The organism is Pseudomonas sp. 3JA, from assembly GCF_036961705.1.
Taxonomy (GTDB): Bacteria; Pseudomonadota; Gammaproteobacteria; order Pseudomonadales; family Pseudomonadaceae; genus Aquipseudomonas; species Aquipseudomonas fluorescens_Q.
The window spans coordinates 1-19,406 of the sequence record NZ_JBAMDJ010000007.1 but is presented as its reverse complement, the minus strand read 5'-3'; the positions used below and the strand labels follow the sequence as shown (position 1 = coordinate 19,406).

Annotated in this window: 15 protein-coding genes and 1 pseudogene; 12 read left to right on the top strand and 4 right to left on the bottom strand. The window is 58.4% G+C overall.

From position 1 onward, the window contains the following. Nucleotides 1-3: 3 nt before the first annotated feature. Genes tssF through V7773_RS07215 form a run of 12 tightly spaced genes read left to right on the top strand, consistent with a single transcriptional unit; the run spans nucleotide 4 to nucleotide 15,761 of the window. Nucleotides 4-1,791: a type VI secretion system baseplate subunit TssF gene (tssF, locus tag V7773_RS07270; RefSeq protein WP_072348065.1), complete on the top strand. Its 1,788-nt coding sequence runs from the start codon at nucleotides 4-6 to the stop codon at nucleotides 1,789-1,791. Continuing rightward, nucleotides 1,755-2,759 (top strand): type VI secretion system baseplate subunit TssG, encoded by a 1,005-nt coding sequence (gene tssG, locus V7773_RS07265; protein WP_336072832.1) that lies wholly within the window; start codon nucleotides 1,755-1,757, stop codon nucleotides 2,757-2,759. Before tssF ends, tssG begins: the two co-directional genes overlap by 37 nt. Before the next feature lie 11 nt (nucleotides 2,760-2,770). Further along, nucleotides 2,771-5,356 (top strand): type VI secretion system ATPase TssH, encoded by a 2,586-nt coding sequence (gene tssH, locus V7773_RS07260; protein WP_336072831.1) that lies wholly within the window; start codon nucleotides 2,771-2,773, stop codon nucleotides 5,354-5,356. 10 nt (nucleotides 5,357-5,366) lie between these two features. Then, nucleotides 5,367-6,884 (top strand): sigma-54 interaction domain-containing protein, encoded by a 1,518-nt coding sequence (locus V7773_RS07255; protein ID WP_336072830.1) that lies wholly within the window; start codon nucleotides 5,367-5,369, stop codon nucleotides 6,882-6,884. A gap of 57 nt (nucleotides 6,885-6,941) precedes the next feature. After that, nucleotides 6,942-7,082: a type VI secretion protein gene (locus V7773_RS07250; protein ID WP_336072829.1), complete on the top strand. Its 141-nt coding sequence runs from the start codon at nucleotides 6,942-6,944 to the stop codon at nucleotides 7,080-7,082. Between the two features lie 19 nt (nucleotides 7,083-7,101). Then, complete coding sequence (tagH, locus tag V7773_RS07245) at nucleotides 7,102-7,947, top strand: type VI secretion system-associated FHA domain protein TagH (RefSeq protein WP_336072828.1); 846 nt, start codon at nucleotides 7,102-7,104, stop codon at nucleotides 7,945-7,947. Nucleotides 7,948-7,952: 5 nt separating this feature from the next. Next, nucleotides 7,953-8,456: a type VI secretion system lipoprotein TssJ gene (tssJ, locus tag V7773_RS07240; protein WP_336072827.1), complete on the top strand. Its 504-nt coding sequence runs from the start codon at nucleotides 7,953-7,955 to the stop codon at nucleotides 8,454-8,456. Beyond that, complete coding sequence (gene tssK, locus V7773_RS07235) at nucleotides 8,453-9,784, top strand: type VI secretion system baseplate subunit TssK (protein ID WP_063323749.1); 1,332 nt, start codon at nucleotides 8,453-8,455, stop codon at nucleotides 9,782-9,784. Before tssJ ends, tssK begins: the two co-directional genes overlap by 4 nt. A gap of 5 nt (nucleotides 9,785-9,789) precedes the next feature. Then, nucleotides 9,790-10,653, top strand: coding sequence for a type IVB secretion system protein IcmH/DotU (icmH, locus tag V7773_RS07230; RefSeq protein WP_336072826.1), 864 nt, complete (start codon nucleotides 9,790-9,792; stop codon nucleotides 10,651-10,653). Between the two features lie 13 nt (nucleotides 10,654-10,666). Beyond that, complete coding sequence (gene tssM / locus V7773_RS07225) at nucleotides 10,667-14,110, top strand: type VI secretion system membrane subunit TssM (protein WP_336072825.1); 3,444 nt, start codon at nucleotides 10,667-10,669, stop codon at nucleotides 14,108-14,110. Further along, complete coding sequence (locus V7773_RS07220) at nucleotides 14,107-14,832, top strand: PP2C family protein-serine/threonine phosphatase (protein WP_336072824.1); 726 nt, start codon at nucleotides 14,107-14,109, stop codon at nucleotides 14,830-14,832. The genes tssM and V7773_RS07220 overlap by 4 nt, the downstream gene beginning before the upstream one ends. Further along, a complete protein-coding gene (locus V7773_RS07215) occupies nucleotides 14,829-15,761 on the top strand; it encodes a serine/threonine-protein kinase (RefSeq protein ID WP_442963447.1) in 933 nt (310 codons plus the stop codon). The genes V7773_RS07220 and V7773_RS07215 overlap by 4 nt, the downstream gene beginning before the upstream one ends. Before the next feature lie 617 nt (nucleotides 15,762-16,378). Here the strand turns inward: V7773_RS07215 and V7773_RS07210 are convergent. From V7773_RS07210 to V7773_RS07195, 4 genes and pseudogenes are all read right to left on the bottom strand, one after another. Continuing rightward, a complete protein-coding gene (locus V7773_RS07210; protein WP_336072823.1) occupies nucleotides 16,379-16,738 on the bottom strand; it encodes a DUF6124 family protein in 360 nt (119 codons plus the stop codon). Nucleotides 16,739-17,284: 546 nt separating this feature from the next. Further along, complete coding sequence (locus V7773_RS07205) at nucleotides 17,285-17,950, bottom strand: hypothetical protein (RefSeq protein ID WP_336072822.1); 666 nt, start codon at nucleotides 17,948-17,950, stop codon at nucleotides 17,285-17,287. A 244-nt stretch (nucleotides 17,951-18,194) separates the two neighbouring features. Beyond that, entirely contained in the window at nucleotides 18,195-18,959 is a 765-nt protein-coding gene (locus V7773_RS07200; RefSeq protein WP_336072820.1) for a pentapeptide repeat-containing protein, read from the bottom strand. Further along, nucleotides 18,956-19,406: pseudogene (locus V7773_RS07195) on the bottom strand (RHS repeat-associated core domain-containing protein); the annotation flags it as partial. The pseudogene V7773_RS07195 and the gene V7773_RS07200, both read right to left, overlap by 4 nt.

Genomic DNA, 19,406 nt, shown 5'->3' with positions numbered 1-19,406 from the left:
TACATGTCGTTCAATCATTACTACCAGAGCGAGCTGACGGCACTCCGGCAGCTGGGTCGACATTTCGCCGAGCGTAACCCGGCGTTGGCCCCCTTTCTGGGGCAGGCCGGACGGGACCCGGATGTGGAGCGCCTGCTGGAGGGGTTCGCATTCCTGACCGGGCGGCTGCGCCAGAAGCTCGATGACCAATTGCCGGAGCTGAGCCATTCGCTGATGCAGCTGTTGTGGCCGAACTACATGCGGCCATTGCCGGCCTTCAGCATCTTGCAGTTCGATCCACTACAGCGGTCCGGCCCCGCACTGCGGGTGGAACGTGATACACCGGTCGAAAGCAAGCCTGTACAGCAGGTGCGTTGCCGTTTCCTGACGTGTTACTCAACCGAAGTGCTGGCGCTTGATCTGACCAGGTTGAGTTATTCAGTGAAAGGGGATGGGTCGCTGTTGAGCCTGCGCCTGGAGATGTGTTGCGACGGTCATTTGGGCGAACTGCAACTGAGCCAATTGCGTCTGCACTTGACCGGCGAGCGTTACATCAGCCAGATGCTCTACCTCAGCCTCTTGCGTAACCTTGAAGGTATCGAGCTGATCCCACTGGACGGCTCCGGCGATGCCCTGCGGGCTGCAGATGGCAGCCCTATGATGTTCAGGATGCCCTCCGATCGTGTCCAGCCGGTAGGGTTTGCTGAAGAGGAAGCGCTGATCCCGTATCCGCTGAATACCTTTCGCGGCTATCGCTACCTGCAGGAATACTTCGCCTTCCAGGACAAGTTCCTGTTCGTCGACGTCAATGGCCTGGACGTGATCAACGCTGCTCCGCGCGGCAGCGTCGAACAGATGCGGGGCCTGGAACTGCGCTTCGATATTGGCAAAAGCGGTATCCAGCGGATGCGCCCGACACTGGACAACATAAAACTTCACTGCACGCCGATCGTCAATCTGTTCAAGCATGACGCCCAGCCAATCCGCCTGGACAGCAAACAGGACGAATACCTGTTGCTGCCGGCCGATTATGCCCAGGAGCATTGCGGCGTGTTCTCAGTCGAAAGTGTCACCGGCTGGAACCCCGGCGGCTTGGGTTATCAGGCCTATGTGCCGTTCGAATCCTTCGAGCACGATTCAAGCTTCGATGTGCCCCACAGCCGACCCTACTACAGCGTTCGTCAGCGCCCTTCATTGCGGCACGGTGGCCTGGACACCTGCCTGGGCTTCGGTGTCCGGCACACTCACCCTCATGAAACCCTGTCGATCGAGTTGATGTGCACCAACCAGAACCTGCCGCGCCAGCTCAAGTCGGGTGACATCGACCAGCCTGGTGAAAAAAGCCCTGAGTCGCTGAGTTTCCGCAACATCGGGCCGGTCACGTCGAGCTTCGCTCCCCCGCTCAATCGCGATTTCCTCTGGAAGCTGATCAGCAACATGTCACTCAACTACCTGTCGCTGGCGGACGTCAATGCGCTCAAGGTGATTCTCGAAACCTATGATTTTCCGCGCTACTACGACGAGCAGACAGAGAAGGTCAGCAAGCGTTTGCTGGACGGGCTCAAGTCGATCAGGCACCAGCATGTCGACCGCCTGCATCGAGGCTTGCCAGTTCGTGGCTTGCGCACCGAACTGACCATCGACCCCCAGGGCTACATCGGCGAGGGCGACTTGTTCGTCTTCGCTTCGGTTCTCAACGAATTCTTCGCGCTTTATGCCAGCCTCAATTCGTACCACGAACTGCGGGTGAACAGCACACAAGGAGAGGTCTATCAATGGACACCCCGCATGGGCCAGCAGCCGCTTCTATAAGCGTTCTGACGCGAGGGATACGCGAGTACTCGCTATTTCAGGCCGTGTTGTTGGTCGTTGATCGACTGCGCGAGGCTCACCCAGACCTGGATGATGAGGCGCTGTATGACCGACTGGAGTTCCAGGCCAACCCAAGCCTGGGGTTCCCCGCCAGCGACATTGATCGGGTGGAGTTTTTTGAAGAACACGGCCAGGTGCGAGCGCGCCTGCGCATGAACCTGATCAGCCTGGTAGGGGCAGGGTCGCCGCTACCGGCGTTCTATGGTGAGCAGGCCCTGGGGGAGGAGGACGGCAATCCGACGCGCGACTTCCTCGACGTCTTCCATCACCGTCTTCAACGGCTGATGCTGCCGATCTGGCGCAAGTATCGTTACTGCGCAAGTTTTCAGAGCGGAGCTAGAGACCCGTTTTCCGAGCAGTTGTTTGCGCTGATCGGCCTGGGCGGCGAAGACATTCGCAAGGCCAGTCAACTGAACTGGAAGCGTCTGCTGCCGTATCTGGGGCTGCTGAGTCTTCGTGCTCATTCGGCAGCTCTGATCGAGGCCGTGCTGCGTTATTACTTCAAGCACGCCGAACTGAACCTTGAGCAGTGCATCGAGCGGCGTGTGGAAGTCCTTAGCGAACAGCGCAACCGCCTCGGGAGTGCCAATAGTCTGCTGAGCCAAGACCTGGTGTTGGGTGAACAGGTGCGCGATCGCAGCGGCAAGTTCCGGATCCATATCAGCGAACTGGACTGGCAGCGTTTTCACGAATTCCTGCCCATCGGCATCGGTTACCAGCCGTTGTGCTCGCTGGTGCGTTTCACCCTGCGTGATCCCCTCGAATATGACATTCGCCTGGTCCTGCGCCGGCAGGACATTCGTGAGCTGTGCATTGGAGAACAGAACATCTGCCGCCTGGGATGGACCAGTTGGTTGGGGCACGAGCGCGCCGATGGCGTGGTGACCCTCGGCAGCAAAATTCATTAGGAATGAATGACATGATCAACGTAGACCTTCAGCAACTGATTCAGGCGTTGGATGCCGAAACCAGAAGCGATCTGGAGCGCTCGGCCGAGCGATGCGTCGCCCGTGGCGCAGATAAAGTCCTGGTGGAAGACTTGATGCTGGGCTTGCTGGAGCGTCCGCAGGGGCTGCTAGCGCGAGCCTTGCAGGATGCCCAGGTAAACGCAGATGAACTGAGCGCTGCGCTGCAACCACGGATGGGGCACAGTGCTTCACGCAATCCGGTATTCGCCCCAGAGCTGGTGCAATGGTTGCAGGATGCATTGCTGGTGGCCAATCTCGAGTTGGGCTGCAGCCAGGTCGGACAAGCCGCGTTGATCCTGGCGTTGCTGCGCAACCCTCTTCGCTATGCAGGGAGTGCTTACCAGGCGTTGCTCACCCGACTGAATGTCGATCGGTTGAGAAATTTCGCCTTGTCGCAACAGACTCAATCGATCGTCGATCACTCCGCCAAGCCGGGCGATTCCCTACTGGCGCGTTTTACCCATGACCTGACCCGGCAGGCTCGTGAGGGTCAACTCGACCCGGTGCTTTGTCGCGACGGTGAGATCAGGCAGATGATCGATATTCTCGTCCGTCGCCGCAAAAACAATCCAATTGTGGTAGGCGAAGCAGGGGTGGGCAAGACCGCCATCGTCGAGGGACTGGCGTTGCGCATCGCCGCCGCAGAAGTACCTTCAGCGCTCGAGGGCGTCGAGCTACTTTCGCTGGATATGGGGCTCCTGCAGGCCGGCGCCAGCATAAAAGGTGAATTCGAACGTCGTCTCAAAGGGGTGATCGACGAGGTCAAGGCTTCGCCAAAATCCATCATCCTGTTCATTGATGAGGCTCACACCTTGATTGGCGCGGGTGGCAATGCCGGGGGCGCCGATGCGGCCAACCTGCTCAAGCCGGCCTTGGCCCGGGGCGAGCTGCGTACTATCGCGGCCACCACTTGGGCGGAATACAAAAAATATTTTGAAAAGGACCCGGCCCTGGCCCGTCGCTTCCAACCGGTGCAATTGCACGAACCGACCGTCGGTGAGGCAGTAACCATCCTGCGTGGCCTGGCGCGGGTCTACGAGAACAGTCACGGCATTTACCTGCGTGATGATGCGGTGGTCGCGGCGGCGCAATTGTCGGCCCGATACCTGACTGGTCGTCAGTTGCCAGACAAGGCTGTGGATGTGCTGGACACTGCCTGCGCCCGCGTGCGCATCGGCCTGGCCGCTGCGCCGCAAAGCCTGGAGCGGTTGCGCGGCGAGTTGGCCGAAGGCGAGCGCCAGCGCCAAGCGCTGCGTCGTGATGCGCAGGCAGGCCTATCGATTGATCTTCAGGCGCTGGAAGCGCTGGAGGTACGTCTGGAGGCCATCGAAGACGAGCGCCGAACGCTGGAAATCCAATGGACCGAGCAACGCATTCTTGCGGAACGCCTGCTGTCGCTTCGTCAGCAATTGGCCAAGGCCCGGGAAGCCTCGGTGGATCACCCCCTCAGCGTCGAAGCCCTGGAAGCGGCGCTGCATGAAACATACGGCACGTTGGTGGCTGCGCAAGTCCATGAACGCCTGGTTAGCTTCGAAGTTTGCCCGCGACTGGTAGCCGAGGTCATCAGTGCTTGGACCGGTGTGCCGCTGGCACAACTGGCGCGAGAGCACAATTTGAAAGTCGCCAGTTTCGCGACGGAACTGCGTGCTCGTATTCGTGGCCAGGAGCCGGCTGTGCGGGCGCTTGATCGCGCGATGCGTGCTGCCGCTGCGGGCCTGAGCAAACCCGACGCCCCGGTGGGGGTATTTCTGTTGGTGGGACCCAGTGGCGTCGGCAAGACTGAAACGGCGCATGGCCTGGCCGACCTGCTCTATGGCGGTGATCGCTTTATCACCACGCTCAACATGGCCGAATTCCAGGAAAAGCATACGGTTTCCCGGCTGATTGGCGCGCCGCCGGGCTACGTCGGTTTTGGCGAAGGCGGCATGCTCACCGAAGCCGTGCGGCAAAAGCCCTATTCAGTGGTGTTGCTCGATGAGGTCGAAAAAGCCGACCCGGATGTGTTGAATCTTTTCTACCAGATCTTCGACAAGGGCTTGGCCAACGACGGAGAAGGGCGGGAAATTGATTTTCGCAACACGCTGATCCTGATGACGTCGAACTTGGGCAGCGAACGCATCAACGAGCTGTGCGAAAACGGCGCAAAACCAAGTGCCGAATGCCTTGAAGAATCCATTCGCCCGATACTCAGTCAACATTTCAAGCCCGCGCTGTTGGCGCGCATGTGTGTGGTGCCGTACTACCCGGTCAACGGGCCGGTGTTACGTGAACTGGTGGAAGTCAAACTCGACCGCTTGGGCGAGCGGCTGCACCGTCGTCAATTGGGTTTCAGTTATTGCGGGCACCTTGTGAACCACCTGGTTGAGCGTTGCAGTCGTAATGATCGTGGCGCACGACTGATTGACCAATTGCTTGACCTGCACCTGATGCCGCTGATTGTCGACCGGTTGCTCGCCGCCATGGCCGGTGGTGAACGGCTACGGCACGTACACGCCGTGCTCAACGGCGATGCCTGCGTCGCGTGTGAGTTCTCCTGAGGTGGGCGCCATGTTCAAGAAACTTTCGCAACCGTTGGACTATGCCGAAGCGCTTCTGGCGCAGTTTTCCGATCTTTCGCGCTTGGCGGACGGTGCTGAGCTGGTGGGGAAGTTCATCCAGGGCGTAGCGCGGCTCAGTGGCTGTGAACTGGTGCAGTTGTACCTGCTCGATGTCACTCGCACCCGTCTGGAAATGAATACCGAGAGCCTGGATGGCCAGTTGCAATTTCGTGACCCGCAAAACCTGCCTTCCGACTACCACGCTGAGCAATTGTTGCAGTTTTCCCTGTGCCAGAACCGTGTGGTGTGCCTCGATGCGTTAAGCGACAGCGTGCACGAAACCGGTTTCCTGCCGCCGCGGGCCACACCCTGGCAGTCGTTGCTTTGCGTTCCCCTGGGCAATCCGCAGGATGGGGTCGGAGGCTTGTTGCTATGCGCCAGCAATCAGCACCTCGACCTGCAAGGGATCGCTGAGTCCCTGGGACATCTTGGAACCTTCGCGCTTGGCCAGATGCATCTGTTACAGCGCCTGCGCGGTCCTGTCGACGAGTCGATACCTGATACCACAAGCCTGCCGAGCGCCATCAGTTACGGCCTGATTGGTAAGAGCATGGCCATGCGCAAGACCTGCTCATTGCTCAGCAAAGTACTGCACAGCCCCTACACCGTCCTGCTGCGGGGTGAAACCGGTACCGGCAAGGAGGTGGTGGCCCGGGTCCTTCACGATTACGGCCCGCGTCGATCCAAGGCGTTTATCGTGCAGAACTGTGCAGCGGTCCCCGAGAACTTGCTGGAGAGTGAGCTTTTCGGCTATCGCAAGGGGGCGTTCACCGGTGCCGACCGGGACCGCGCCGGGCTGTTCGATGCGGCCAACGGCGGCACGCTGCTGCTCGATGAAATCGGCGATATGCCGTTATCCCTGCAGGCCAAGTTGTTGCGAGTGTTGCAGGAAGGCGAAATCCGGCCGTTGGGGTCCAACGTCACTCACCATGTCGACGTGCGCATCATTGCCGCCACCCACCGCGACCTGAAGCAACTGATGGAGGAGGGCAAGTTCCGCGAAGACCTGTATTACCGTCTTGCGCAGTTTCCAATTCCGCTACCGGCGTTGCGCCAGCGCGACGGCGACATCATTGAGCTGGCGCGGCATTTTGCCGACAAGGCTTGCACACTCCTGCAGCGTGATCCGGTGCGCTGGTCAGACGCTGCGCTCGATCACCTGGCCGCCTACGACTTCCCAGGAAACGTCCGTGAACTCAAGAGCATCGTAGAAAGGGCCGTGCTCTTGTGCGAGGGCGGCGAACTGTTTGTCGAGCATTTTGCGCTACACATCCAGACCCCAGCCGAACGGGGCCGCGTGAGCCTACGTGAAAGGATGGAGCAGATCGAACGTGGCCTGCTGATCGATGGCCTGCGTGAGAGTTCAGGCAACAAGGCGCGTGCCGCCCGTGAACTTGGCTTGCCGCTACGCACGCTGATCTATCGCCTTACGCGCCTGAACGTTCAGCGTAGTGATTTCAATGATTGATCCTTACCTTGTTCGTAGCCATTCCAGCCCGGCCCTTTCATTTCTGGAGAAATTTGGATGCCTGTTTTCCCCTGGCGAGCCGTCCTGCTGACGCTCTTCGTGTCATCTGCCCTCGGCGGTTGTAGTGGCAACTACAAATTCAACGACAGTGATTATCGCCCCCTGGGTGATCCACAGGCGGTCAATCGCGGTAAGTGATCCAAGGAGCCTTTAATAGATGGATCTTGTTTTCGAAATGCTGAACGCCAACCAGTTCGTCCCTGTACGGCTGTTTCACAAGACCTTCGGACCGGCCGGCGGAGTGATCGGTCGGGGCGAGGGTTGCCATTGGATGATCCCTGACCGCGACCGCCTGCTGTCCAAGTGTCACGCGCAGGTCAGCTTCCGTGAGGGTGCGTTTTTCCTGACCGATACCAGTGGCAACGGTACGACCCACCGCGAAAGCGGCGTACGCCTGCCCAAGGGCGAACCGGTACGGATACAGGACGGAGACGCCTACATCATGGGCGAATTCGAGGTCCTGGCGCGGCTGGTCGTCGGGCCGTCGAACAGCGGTGTCGAAGCCGGTTGCTCAACGCCGGTCGACAGTCTCATTCCGGACGATGCTTTTCTGGAGCTCGACCCGCTGAAAGCACTGGACCAACAGGAGCGGGTCCTGCTGGACATCGATGAGCTGATCAATCCCACTGCCGTACCACCAGACACCCTTGGGCGCCCAGATTATGCACGTATCGACACGGAAAGCCTGCTGGTGCCGGAGTTGGTCGAAGAGCTCGTTGAACCAAGGCCTGCGCCCATCCCGCCCGCCAACGCTATTGATCACCCTGGAGAAGATTTTTGGGAGCGCTTCGCTATTGCCCTGGGCGTGGATCACGACAGCCTTGATAGGGAGGCCCGCGAAACTCTGGCGATCAACGCCGCGCTGCTGCTCAAGCAGAGCATCCATGGTTTGCAGCAGCGCTTGCGCACTCGCTCGGAGTTGAAAGGCGAACTGTGCTTGGCCCAGACCTATGAAGAACAGGTTCGTTTGATTGCCAGCCTGCAAATCGATCACCACGGATGACGTCCATGTCGCACTGCACGATGCACTTGTTCAAGACTTTGACGGCGCTGGCCATGACCCTGCTGCTGGGGGGGTGCACCACGTTGTCGCCCTTTTCGACGATGACCAAGCTCAACCTCACTCTGACGGCCAGTGATCAGCTCAACCCCGACCTCAATGGGCGGCCATCGCCAGTGGTGGTGCGGTTGTTCGCACTCAGGCATCCGGTAGCCTTTGAAAATTCGGATTTCTTCAGCCTCTATGAGCGCGGGAGGGAAACATTGGCCCCCGACCTGATTTCCAGCGAAGAGCTGGAATTGCGCCCAGGTGAAACCGTCGAGCTCAGGCTCGGTATCACTGGGGATGGCCGTTACGTCGGCATACTCGCGGCGTACCGAGACCTGTCACACGCCCGCTGGCGCTACACACTGCCAGTGGCTGCGACGCAGTTGACCGAAGCGAACCTGACTCTCGACCAGGATGGGATCGCCAACATGCTTGAAAGACAGGCCAAGGTAGATGACCGATGAATCACGATAAAGTCATCTGGCAAGAAGGCATGTTGTTGCGTCCACAACATCTGCAACACAACGATCGTTATTTCGATCACCAGTTGAAGGTTCGTACCCGGTTGCTGGCCAGTTACGCCTGGGGATTCCTGGCGCTGGAAATCGACCTGCAATTTCTCAACATGGGCCAACTGGTGGTCAGCCAGGCCAGTGGGGTCCTGCCGGACGGCAGTCTGTTCGAGCTCGGTGGCAACACCGAGCCGTTGGTCCTGGAGGTACCGTCCAATACCAGCAATGCACCGATCTACCTCGCGCTGCCATTGGTGACCGGCAATCACATCGAGTCCCGTCGTCCGGAGCAATCTGACGTGCTGGCGCGCTACACCATCTACGACGCGCAGGTGACCGACTCCAATGCCGGCGATTCCGGCGGGAGCCAGATCAGTTGTGGCCGGCCAAACCTGCGCCTGCTGTTGGGCGAGCAACAGAGCGACCATGCGTTTGTGAAGCTCAAGCTCTGTGAGGTGCTCGATACCACGGCCGATGGGGTGATCAGGCTCGACCCGGACTTTGTGCCGACCTTCATCCAGGCTCGTTCATCCCATTATTTGTTGTCGTGTCTCAAGGAGATCATCGGCATGCTTGCCCATCGGGGTGACAGCCTTGCCGAGCGGATCCGTTTCAATGGCAAGGCCGGTGGTGCGCAAGTCGGCGATTTCATGATGCTGCAGCTTATCAACCGTAGCGAACTGTTGCTGCGTCATTATCTGGACCTGGAGCAAGTACATCCCGAAACGCTCTACCGAATGCTACTGGCCCTGTTGGGTGAACTGGCGACGTTCTCCAGTGACAGCAAGCGCCCACCACGCACCAACCGCTACCAGCATAGCGACCAGGGCGCATGTTTTCGCAGCCTGATGCAAGCGATCCGCCAGGTGCTATCGATGGTGCTCGAGCAGCACGCTATCGAACTGCAATTGCAGCCGCGCCAATATGGAATCACCGTCTCGCCGATGCAGGACCTCACCCTGCTGGATACGGCTTCATTCGTACTGGCGGCTAGCGCCAACTGTGACAGCGAAGAGTTGCGCCATCGACTGCCGTCGAACCTCAAGGTTGGCTCGGTGGAGCGCATCCGCCAGTTGGTCAACCTGCATCTGCCCGGTATCAAGATCAGGCCTTTGCCTGTGGCTCCGCGGCAGATCGCATTCCATGCCAACAAAACCTATTTCATCCTGGAGCCCAGCTCCGAAGACCTGGCGCAACTTAAGCGCTCGGCAGGCTTCGCATTCCATGTATGCGGTGATTTCGCCGAGCTTGAACTGAATTTTTGGGCCATCAGGAATTGAACGAAATGGATAAGGAAAATCCCCAGGACGAAACAACCGTCCTGCTCGACCACCATGGGCAACGTCCTGCTTCCGGCCCCTTGACCAACGCTGCTGCGCCGCCGCGTTTCGAACAGTTACAAGAGCGAATGATCTACGCCGCGCACTTGCCGCGGTCCCAGGCCTTCAATGTCAGCCTTAATCCGCTGGTCGCGGCGGCTTCCGGATTATTGTCGCAAATGGTGCAACTCAAGCACGGCCGCGAACGCGAGGACCTGCAAGCTCTTAAAGGGGAGTTGAGGCGAGGCCTGGAGCAGTTCGAAGCCTGTGCCTTGCAGGGCGGTGTTGAAAACAGTCAGTTGATCGCAGCGCGGTACGTGCTCTGCTCAGCGATCGACGAGGCGATCGTCACCACGCCGTGGGGCCGTGGAGGTGGTTGGTCACAGATAAGCCTGCTCAGCACTTTCCACAACGAAACCTTCGGCGGCGAGAAGGTTTTTCAATTGCTTGAGCGCTTGTCGAAAAACCCCATCAAGCACCTGTCGATGCTCGAGTTGTTGTATCTGTGCCTGTCCCTGGGCTTCGAGGGCAAGTATCGGGTACAGACCCGTGGGATGCTCGAACTCGAAAGTCGGCGCGATGCTCTGTATCGGCTGATCTGCCAGGCACGCGGCGACATCCCTCGTGAACTGTCGCCTCGCTGGGAAGGCTACGATGGCGCGCGACGCAACCCGGTGCGCATTGTCCCGGCCTGGACGGTGGCGGTTTTTACGCTGGTCTGCCTGGGGGTGATGTACTCGAGTTTCGCCTGGGTATTGGACGAGCAACGCCGAAGCGTACTGCAACCTTATCAACTGTCAGAGTCGGTCGCCGCTCAGCCGCTGCCGTAAACAGGGACGTGTCATGAAATTGCTTTTCAGGAAAGCCGGTGCCTGGGGGCGCCAGACGTGGATTTGGACGCTGCTGGCGGTGCTTTGTATCGCGTTGCTGGTGTGGTTCGCCGGGCCACTCCTGGCCGTCAATGACTACAAGTTCTGGGCAAGCCCGACGGCGCGGTTGCTGACTGTCAGCGTGCTTCTGCTGGGCTGGGGCCTGGCCATGGTTTTCGTCAGTGGGCGCGGCGGTTCAAGCACGAATCTCCAGCAAAACGCCCCCGAGCAGGCTCGGGCCCTGCATCTGGCCAGGATTGAGGATGAGCAGCGCGAAGTGCGCTCGCGCTTCAAGCAGGCATTATCCACGCTAAGGTCATCGAGCCTTTATCCCGGCCGCAGCGAACGCTGGCGCAACGATCTGCCGTGGTATCTGATGATCGGCCCGCCTGCCAGCGGAAAGACCCGTCTGCTGGACCGCTCGGGCCTGGAGTTTCCCCTCAACAAGCTTGAGCGCAAGCCAATCGGCGACACATCGGGGACCCGTTATTGCGATTGGTATTTTGCCGAGCACGCCGTGTTGGTCGACACTGCCGGGCGCTACCTGACCCAAACGGACAGTGATGTCGACAGCAGCGTCTGGGCCGTATTGCTCGAACTGCTGCGCAAGCGTCGCCGCAGTCGTCCGTTGAACGGTGTACTGGTGACGGTACCGACCGAGGTCCTGTTGCTCGGCAGCGAGGACGAAGTGACTACGCTGGCCCGCCAGATTCGTGGCCGCCTGCAGGAACTGCAACAGCGACTGCACGTCGATGTCCCGGTTTATCTGGTCCTGAGCAAAGCGGACAACGTGCCCGGTTTCAACGAGTTCTTTGACTCACTGACTCGCGAGGAAAACGACCAGGTATTGGGTGCAAGTTTCAGTCGGGACCAGCGTGGCTGTGATGTGGCCGTGTTACGTGCCGAGTTCGAGGCGCTGCTGCATCGCCTCAACAGCCAGGTGATCATGCGCATGCATCAGGAGCGCGACCCGCTGCGCCGTAGCTGCATGCTTGATTTTCCTCACCAACTTGGACAACTCGGCACCGGCCTGTGTCTGCTGGTTGAGCAAGCGTTTACCGGTAGCGTCGGTACGTTGCGGGGTTTCTATCTGACTAGCGCATCGTCATCGGGTCGAACCAATACCGCGCCTGGTGGGCGCTCACGGTTCATTAAGCATTTGATCAGTCGGGTGATTTTTCCGGAAGCCGATCTGACCGACCTCGTTCAGCGCGAGCGCCGTCGTCTCCATTGGGGGCAGCGAGTTATGTATTTCGGGGCGCTGACGGTCATTGGCCTGTGTGGGCTGTTGTGGGCGCACGGTTTTTCGGCCAACCACGAGCGACTGGACAGTCTGCGTACGCTGACGCAACGCTGGGACCAGCAGCAATCGGTCCAGGCGAATGCTGATGACTGGACCTCGATGCTCGAATCACTGGATATCCGTTTCGAGGCCACCCAGGTTTTCCCACCCTACAGGGCGGTGCCGTTGCATGAACGCGTCGGCCTATACCAGGGCGAGGCGAGCAATCCTGCAGTGACTAACGCCTATGAGCGTGATTTACAGGAGCGACTGTTGCCGAAGGTTGCGCAGAGGCTGGAGGCGCATGTTCGTAACAACTGGAATGACCGTGAGCAACTGCTCAACAGCTTGCGCGCGTACTTGATGCTGGGCCTGCAAGAGCGTCGCGATGTTGCCTGGCTCAAGGACTGGCTGGCCAACGATGGGTCGCTTCGTTACCCCGGCAACACGGCGCTACAGGAGGGCCTGAATGCCCACCTCGAGCGCCTGTTGGAGCTGCCTTTTATCCATGCTCTCAACGAACCGCTGGTGGCCCAGGCCCGGGAAGCCTTGCGCCGTGAGTCCCTGGCAACCGTCGTGTACAGAATGCTGCACGAACAGGCCAGCCATCTGCCGCAATATCGACTCAGCCAACACCTGGGCTCGCAAGGTGCGTTGTTGGTCGGCACGGACCGTGTGATTCCCGGTTTCTATACCCGTCAGGGTTACGAACGCTACTTTTCGGTTCAAGGCGCGGCCTTGGTCACCGAATTACTGCGGGACAACTGGGTCCTGGGTGAAGGCGAGGGCCTCAGCCGCATGGACATGCGTCGCCTGATGGTCGAACTCGAACAGCTGTATTTTCGTGATTATGCCGACCACTGGAGCGAAGCGGTCGGCCAGGTCGCTCTGCAAACCATCAGTAATGCAGGTGAGGGCGCCGAGCAACTTGCGGGGCTGACCTCGGCTCACTCGCCGATTCTACGGATGCTGGTGCAAGTGCGCGACCACACTCGAATCCAGGCTGTTGCCGAGCAAATCGACGACCTGACGCGAGCGGCAGGGAATGCTGGACATGCCGTTACAAAACTCGCCGCCGTGGCTGGGAAAGCCTCTGCGTCCTTGGCCGAAAACCTGCCGGACACCGCGCAAAAATCCTTGCGACGACGTTTCGAGCCGCTGCATCGCCTGCTGGACCCGGACAATGGTCCGACGGCTGATCTGGTCCAGGCCTTGCGGGCCATTGATGAGGTGCAATTGCAACTGGCGAACCTGGCTCGCGCCAGTGCCCCGGAACAAGCGGCGTTCGAGCTGGCCAGGCACCGCATGGGCGGCCAGCGCGATGCGCTGAGTCACCTGCGCGGTGCGTCTGCCCGCCTGCCGCGGCCGCTCAGTGCTTGGTTCAACGTGATGGCTGAGGACAGCTGGCGCTTGGTACTCAATGATTCTTATCGTTACCTGAACCAACGTTATCAGAGCGAGCTGTACAGCTTTTACGGCAAGGCGATCAACAAGCGATACCCGTTCAGTGCCCACAGTGCCAGCGACGTCGCGCTCAATGACTTCCGGGAGTTTTTCAAGGACCAGGGCATAGTCGATCGATTCTTCGACAATTACCTGCAACCCTTCATCAGCGGCTCCGCGGGACACTACCGTCTGCGCAGCATCGAAGGTCAGAGCTTGCCGATGTCCCGGGTCTATCTCGATCAAATGGCAACAGCGCACACCATTCGCCGGAGCTTTTTCGCCGAAAACCCGACCGAGCCGCAAGTACAGTTCAAGCTTGAGCCGTACACTCTGGACCCGGCGGTAAGCCGTGCTGAATTCCGTTTCGGTGACCAGATGCTTGAATACCGCCACGGTCCGATCCTGCCGGTAGCTTTTACCTGGCCAAGCGACGCGCAGAATGGTCGAACCGCCCTAGTGCTGGACAAAATGGTTGGGCGAGGCGTGGGCATCGAGAAAAATACCGGGCCGTGGTCGTTGTTTCGGTTGTTCGACTTGATGCAGAGCGAATACCTTACCGGGCGCGATGTCCGGGTATTGAAGGCGGACCTGGGTGGCCTGCGCGCCAACTATTTGCTGACGAGCCAACGTACGCCGAACCCTTTCGACATGAGCGTGCTGCGCACATTTCGCCTGCCGGTGCAGCTTTGATGGAGGCCGGTCCCTGGTACAGCGCCGCGCGCACGGACCCTGGCAAGACCCGACCACGTAATGAGGATGCTTTTCTCGACTGCCCACAACAGGGGGTGTGGGCAGTGGCCGACGGCATGGGCGGCCACTCGGGGGGTGACATTGCCAGCCAACTGATCGTTGCCAACCTGACGGAGCTGCCGCTTTACCGGGACTTGGCTGAACGTTCGAAAGCGGTGCGCCAATGCCTGCGCTGGACCAACCGACGACTGAGCCAGGAGCTGACCGTCACCGAAGATCATCCCGGCATTATCGGCAGCACTGTGGTGGCGCTGTTGTTGGAAGGAAATCGCGGGGTCTGCATCTGGGCGGGCGACAGCCGTTGTTATCTGTGGCGCGGTCGACGACTGTACCAACTGACCAAGGACCACTCACTGCAACAGCAACTGATCGACACGCAACACATCAGCCGCGATGAGGCATGTGCCCATCCTGCGGCCAAGGCACTGACACGCGCGGTCGGTGCCGCCCCAGAGTTGACCCTGGAGGTGTTGGAGCTGGATGTTCACCCGGGCGATACGTTTTTGCTGTGCAGTGACGGCTTGTACCAAGGCCTTGGCGCGCAAGCCCTCGGCAGTGCCTTGGACCTGGCTTCGCCACGTGTGGTGTTGGAGCATCTTTTCGACGACGTTCTGCGTGGCCCGGCACGGGATAACCTGACGGCCGTGGTGGTCCGCCCGTGAATGAAGAGGGTAACCAACCGACGTATTCCACCTTCGCCAACGCTGTGCCGACTGTGACATCCAGCCAGCTTTGCGTCAGCGAAACACCGGGCATACTCGCAGGACGCTATCGCCTTGAACGCTTGCTTGGGGCGGGCGGCATGGCGGTTGTTTACCGCGCGCGGGATCTGCTGCACGAACAATTCGCTGATCCCGATCCGTACCTTGCCGTGAAGATGCTCAGCGAGGCATTCGACGTGGCACCCGATGCGAGTGCGCTGCTTTACAGCGAGTTCGCCCTGACGCGGCGATTGCACCACCCGAATATCTTGCGCCCCTACACCTTCGAAGTGGATACAGCCCAACGACGGGCCTTTATCACCATGGAGCTGATGCGTGGCCTGACCTTGGACAAACTGCTTTGCGAAAGGCCCCTCGGGCTGCCTTGGCCCGAACTCAAGGCTATCGCCGTGCCGCTGCTGGATGCCCTGGCGTACGCCCACGGCCGTGGCGTACTGCATGGCGACGTGAAGCCAAGCAACATCATGTTGAGCGAAGAAGGCCTGCGCCTGTTCGATTTCGGTTTGGGTCTGGCTGAAGAAGGGCCTTCTCAGTACCTGCCAAACCTGAACCGTGAACGCCTTAACGCATGGACCCCTGGTTACGCGGCGCCTGAACTGCTTGAAGGTGAGCCCCTTTCAGCGGGTGCCGATGTCTACGCTGTGGCTTGCGTGTTGTATGAGCTGGCAAGCGGCAAACACCCATTCCAGCGGTTACCTTCCACCCAGGCTCGCGATGCCCGGTTGGAGCGCGCGCTCAAGGCGCCGCACAACCTGCCCCGGCGTTGCTGGCCGGCGCTGCGAATGGCGCTGGCGTTTGATCCGGGGCAGCGGCGTATGGAGGCGGCTCAGTTACGTGATGCCTTAGGGGGTGTGTCGTCCTGGTGGTGACATTTTCTCTGTGGGAGCGAGCTTGCTCGCGAAGGCAGCAGCATATTACATGCCTGGCCCCAAGATGTACGCGGTCCGTGGCGAGGGAGCTTGCTCCCGCCCGGCTCTGTAGGAACTGGCGAAGCCTGCGATCTTTTGATCTTTCGCTTGAGACTCAAGTGTCTAGAGAAAGATCGCAGCCTCGTTGTACTCGACAGCTCCTACGGGCGTAGTCCCGAATAGCGATGTGACGATGAGCTGCGTCGGTTGCGACAGTTTTGCGTTTCCTCTCAGCGTGGGCCGGGCATCACCTACCCGGCCTATCTGGTCTTATCGGTTGAGCCGGACTGTTGCGAACAACTTTCTCCATGGCGAACTGCTGCACAAGCGCTAGACGCTTTTGTGACAGGCAAAGAAAAGGGCTACTGGTGACAGTAGCCCTCGAATTTTTAGCTTGATATTCATATACACACCCTCAAGCAGGGGTGTGGAGGTCTCACCCTACGCTGATGTCCCAACCATCGACGGGGTTCCTACGCCAGTTATAGCCGCTGGGAGGCAACTGGTTTCGCGCTCAGGGATAAGGCTATTCGCCTTTGAGTGGACCGGCAATTAAATCTGATGAATGGCCCTTGGCGTCAGCGTGGATCGACGTTGTCCAGTACTCGGTTCGCCAGCAATGAACTCAGTTCAATCAGTTGTTGGACGCCGAGGGCGATGTGGCGGCGGGGGCCTTCCAGGTCGAAGGCCAGGTTGCTGATCATCGCGTCGGCGGACGCCAGGTTTTCGCTGAGGTTGGCGAGCAGGCATTCGTTGTCGGTGTTTTTTACCACGGTGAAGAGCTGGCCCGGTTGGGATGCATCTTCGGACTTTTCCGGTTTCGGTAGCAGGTAGTAATCCAGGGCGCGCTTTTCTGCTTCGTTTTGTTTCTTCGTTTTGGATTGAGTGGACGCAGAGGTGCGATCTGTTTCGGGGGGATTTGGTGTAATTTTGAACATTGTGGAGCTCCTTTCGTAAGAGGAACCATCACCGTCTGCCGCCAAGCAGATGGGGTGACGGATTACACAAGGTTGGCGGACCGGAACGAAAGGAACCCGGCATCCCCGAAGGGATCCTTGCGCAACCCGCCATAACATAGGAGTGCCAATGCCAGAGGCATCGCAGTCATATTGAGGGGCTGTTGCGCCTTTCGTGTACCGGGCCGCCAAGCCCGACCACTGATGGGCAGTGGCAGGGAAACGATAGAAGCCATAGGCAAGGCGCACAAGCGGGCGGATTCTGGCGTAGTTGTAGGCAATGGCGCAAGGATTCGTAGCTTGGTGGAGGCGTTGCGGAAGGAGAATAAACAAGCCTTCGTAATGCTCAGGATTCGGGGCAAAGGAGCTTGTTCTCGCTCGGTGGCACCGCGGTTTTTCTGTAGGAGTGCGCCGGCCTTTTTGGGCGGCTTCGCCGCCCAGCGGGAGCAGTCTCTGGCCACGGGATCTGCGTTTCGGATCAGGCCCTGTGGTGTTGGCTCGATCGGTATTTCGCCCTTTGAAGAGCTGTCAAAGTTTGTCCAGGCTAGAAACCGTGGTGGTGTAGAAGGCCACGCCCGACTTGTCGATGACTTTTATTCTGCCGCCTTCTTCCTTGAGGTCTTTGAGGTACGGACCGAACGCTATTTCGTCGGGCGCGGTTCGCAGAATCTCTTTGTCGAGTACCGGTGTGTCTTTCCTCAAGACCTTAAGGTTCATGAGGAAGCAGTCGAGGGTTAACTGGCATTCCAGGGCGCAGACATAGTCCGACCCTTTTATTTTTTTCTGCTTGAAGGTCCACTCGTTTTTATAGTGGTTCCCGCGGAACTCATCCATCGCGTTTTTCAGCAGATCGTCGGGCAAGGTGATGTGCGGGCGGCATTTCTCCAGGCCTTCCAGCAACAGTTTCATAAAGAATTCATTGAGCTCGTTTACCGATGTGCATTTTTTATAATGCTCGGTATCCAAGCTGACGTTGACGATGAGCGCGCCGCTGGAGTTTACATAGGGCTCATTGACGGCTTGGCGTGTTCCGACAAAGCAGATTTTCTTGAAGTTCGGCGTTTCGAATTTTTCTGCACTCAGCCGGCGCTCAAGGAAATTGCAAATCGATCGGCTTTGGTCGCGAAACGGATGAATGATTTCGTCGCTAAATTCGCCCGGGTCGGGATAAAGGTAAATTTCTTTTAAGATCATGGTCTTGAATGCCTCGCTGGGTCTAGTTCCTGCCTGCGTCGATTCGCGTTTCTTCGCTCAAAATCTCGACGTTCCAACGAGCAACTGGGCCGGCCGGCTCCTTTTTGATGACTCTGGATTCGTAACGTCCTCTTGAAATCCAATACTCATACGTAGACCTGAGCGAGCCTCGTGAGGCAATCGCTTCACAGGCTCGTGGGTAAGTTATTTAAGCCTTTCCAGTGCGGGGGCGGCTGTCGGGGGGCTATTCAGAGCCCTTGAGATGGGAAATAAAAAGCGATGAAAACTCCAAGCCTTCATAGCTTTCCAGATTTTTGATATTGAAAAGGGCCCCTCGTTGTGTTGTGAGCTTTTGCAAGCGTCGCTTCAGTAGCTTATTGATCGGGCTGTCTGGTTGAGACGATAGGTGATCGAGCGCCTTTTTCGCACGTGCTGACACGTCCTTGAAGAAAATGTGTTGGGCATCAGTAGGTGGGACGATGCTCTCAAGGTCGCAGTTTTGAAAGATGACGTAATCCAGTTTGCAAAGCTCAAAATCGACAAGCAGTGGGGTGTTCGGCTGGTCGGATATGAAGCTCACTTCTTGGAGCTTTCCAGCGAACTTAACATGGGTCATTTTTTTTGCGTTGAGCGAGTTGTCAATGATTTTGCATTGGCTGAATGTGCAGTTGCTGAAGTGGCAATCGACCAGTGCGGTTTGTCGAAAATCGCACTTCAGGAAGGTGCAGTTTTCAAATCTGCTGTCACTTAGACCTGTTGCCCGAAAGTCGACATTGCTGAATGTGCATTGGACTACGGTTGTTGTGTTGAAAAATCTTGAGTTGGAGAAGTCGGTTTTCTCGAATTCGCAATTTTCCAATAGACAGTTGTCAAAAATCGGGTAGGAAAGTGTTGAGTTCTTTAATTTGGTGGCACCAATGAACTCATTTTTGAAAAGCGTTTTCTCAGGTAGGACGAGGCCGTCCTGCTCAATGCCAGATAATGTTTTTGATGGGATTCTGTCACTCACCACAACACTCCTTCATAACCATTGCCCCAATCGCCATAACGCCGTTGATGGGTGCCTTTTTTCCAATCAGTCTTCGTCGTCAAGTCCCACCAGGACTTGCTTTTCGGATCATACACATCGGGCAGGCGTTGTCCTGATTTCGCGACATTCAGATGTGCAAGCGACGGATCTGCCAGCACCCTACGTTTGAATTCGGCATCGATCCTTTGACCTACATAGCGCCGGTAGCGAGAGCGTGCCTGTCCGAAGTCGCCTCTGTCATAGGCGCGTTTGACCGCCGCTCGTTGTTTTAAAGTCAATGAGCGTTGAGGGTTACGGTACACGGCTTTTTTCGCTGCGTTGGCGTGAGCCTGTAACTTTTTAGTCGTTGAGCCGCATGGTGCCCATCCCCATGGATCGATCCATCCCAATGGGTTAGGGGCATATTGATAGAGATTCGCTCCCCCT